Origin of the sequence: Pyxidicoccus caerfyrddinensis (genome assembly GCF_010894405.1) — a bacterium.
Taxonomy (GTDB): domain Bacteria; phylum Myxococcota; class Myxococcia; order Myxococcales; family Myxococcaceae; genus Myxococcus; species Myxococcus caerfyrddinensis.
The window spans coordinates 1-2,766 of record NZ_JAAIYA010000044.1; the positions used below are offsets into that span (position 1 = coordinate 1).

The following is a 2,766-nucleotide window of genomic DNA, read 5'->3' on the forward strand; positions in this document are numbered from 1 at the left end:
TGCAAGGCGTGGTGGACCGGCCCGAAGCACGCCTGGCCGAGCTGCCCCTCATGGACGGCGCCGAGCAGCACCGCCTCCTGCGCGAGTGGAACGGCGCCCGGGCCGACTTCCCCGCGGACGCGTGCCTGCACACGCTCATCGAAGCCCAGGTGGAGCGCACGCCCGACGCGGTGGCGCTGTGCTTCGAGGGCGAGAGCCTCACCTACCGGCAGCTCGACGCGCGCGCCAACCAGCTCGCGCACCACCTGCGCTCGCTGGGCGTGGGCCCCGAGGTGCGCGTCGGCCTCTTCCTGGAGCGCTCGCTGGAGATGGTGGTGGCCCTGCTGGCCACGCTGAAGGCCGGTGGTGCCTACGTCCCCTTCGACCCGGACTACCCGGCCCAGCGCCTCGCGTGGATGCTCGAAGACGCGCGCCCCGCAGTGCTGCTGGCGCAGGAGCGGCTGCTGTCGCGCCTACCCGCGCATGAGGCCCGGCTGCTCTGCCTGGACTCGGAGTGGCTGGAAGTGTCCCGCCAGCCGGAGTCCCGCCCCGAGCCGCTCGCCAGCCCGGAGGCCCTGGCCTACGTCATCTTCACCTCGGGCAGCACCGGCCGGCCCAAGGGCGCGATGAACTCGCACCGCGGCGTCGTCAACCGCCTGCTGTGGATGCAGCAGGAGTACGGCCTCACCCCAGCCGACACGGTGCTGCAGAAGACGCCCTTCAGCTTCGACGTCTCCGTCTGGGAGTTCTTCTGGCCGCTGCTGACAGGAGCGCGACTGGTGGTGGCACGGCCCGGCGGACACCAGGAGCCCACGTACCTCGCGCGGCTCATCGCCGAGGAGCGCGTCACCACCCTGCACTTCGTGCCCTCCATGCTCCAGGTGTTCCTGGAGGAGCCGGGGCTGGAGGGGTGCACGACGCTGAAGCGCGTGGTGTGCAGCGGTGAGGCCCTGCCACTGGAGCTGGCGCAGCGCTGCCTGCAACGGCTGCCCGCCGCCGGCCTGCACAACCTCTACGGCCCCACCGAGGCCGCCGTCGACGTCACCTATTACCCGTGCGTGCGCGATGAGCCGCACCGCTCGGTGCCCATCGGCCGCCCCGTCGCCAACACGCAGATTCGCCTCCTGGACGCGCACCTGCGCCCGGTGCCCATCGGCGTGCCGGGCGAGTTGTTCATCGGCGGCGTGCAGGTGGGGCGCGGCTACCTGGGCCGCCCGGAGCTGACGGCGGAGCGCTTCATCCCCGATGCCTTCAGCGACACGCCGGGCGCGCGGCTGTACCGCACCGGCGACGTGGCGCGCTGGCTGGCGGACGGCGAAATCGAATACCTGGGCCGGGCCGACTTCCAGGTGAAGGTGCGCGGCCTGCGCATCGAGCTGGGTGAAATCGAGTCCGCGCTGGAGCAGCAGCCCGCCGTGCAGCAGGCGGTGGTGATGGCTCGCGAGGACAGGGCCGGCGACAAGCGTCTGGTCGCGTACGTCGTGGGAAGGGGTGGCCCGGAGGCGGTGGAAGTCAGTGCGCTGCGCGAGCGCCTGCACGAGAAGCTGCCCGAGTACATGGTGCCGTCGGCCTTCGTCGTGCTGGCCGCCTTCCCGCTGACGCCCAGCGGCAAGGTGGACCGCAAGGCCCTCCCCATCCCTGACGCCGCGTCCTCCGCTTCCGAGTACGTCGCCCCACGCACGACCACCGAGGAGAAGCTCGCCGCCCTCTGGACCGAGGTGCTGCGCCTGCCCCGCGTGGGCGTGAAGGACCACTTCTTCGAAGCGGGCGGCCACTCGCTGCTGGCCACCCAGCTCATCTCCCGCGTGCGGGGAGCCTTCGGCGTGGAGCTGTCCCTGCGCGCCGTCTTCGAGGCCCCCACCCTGGAGGCCTTCGCCCGTCGCCTCGACGCCGCGGCGCCCACCCATGCCTCCGCGCCCCTGGTGCCGGTTTCGCGGACCGGCGCACTGCCGCTGTCCTTCGCGCAGCAGCGATTGTGGCTCGTCGATCAGCTCGATCCCAACAGCCCCGCCTACAACATCCCCGCCGCGCTGCGCATCTCCGGCGCGCTGGACACCGAGGCCCTGCGGCGCACCTTCGAAGCGCTGGTGCACCGCCACGAGTCACTGCGCACCACCTTCCGCGAAGACTCGTCGGCCCCCGTCCAGGTCATCGCCCCACCCGCCGCCGTGCCGCTGGACGTCGTCGACCTGCGCCACCTGCCCGAAGACGCGCGCGAGGCCGAAGCGCGCCGCCTGGCTACCGCAGAGGCCCTGCGCCCCTTCCACCTCTCCACGGGCCCCCTGCTGCGGGCCTCGCTGCTGCGCCTCAAGGCACACGAGCACGTGCTGCTGGTGACGATGCACCACATCGTCTCCGACGGCTGGTCCCTGGGCGTGTTGGTGCGTGAGCTGGTCGCCCTCTACGGAGCCTTCTCCTCCGGACGGCCCGCGGCGCTTCCGCCGCTGCCGGTGCAGTACGCGGACTACGCGGTGTGGCAGCGCCAGTGGCTCAAGGGTGAGGTCCTGGAGCGGCAGCTGGGCTGGTGGCGCAAGCAGCTGGAAGGAGCCCCCGCGGCCCTGGAGCTGCCCACGGACTTCCCGCGCCCGCCGGTCCGGTCCTTCCGCGGCGATGCCGTTCCCGTCCTCCTGCCCATCTCCAAGGCCCTGACCGCCTTCTGCCAGGCCGAGGGTGTCACGCCCTTCATGGCGCTCCTGGCCGGCTACCAGGCCCTGCTCTCCCGCTACTCGGGCCAGGACGACGTGAGCGTCGGCAGCGCCATGGCGGGCCGCACCCGGAGCGAGACGG

General features: G+C 72.4%; 1 protein-coding gene. It reads left to right on the plus strand.

All coding sequences use genetic code 11. The features are described from left to right. On the plus strand, nt 1–2,766 hold a 2,766-nt coding region (locus tag G4D86_RS49720; protein ID WP_164002735.1), incomplete at both ends, for a non-ribosomal peptide synthetase.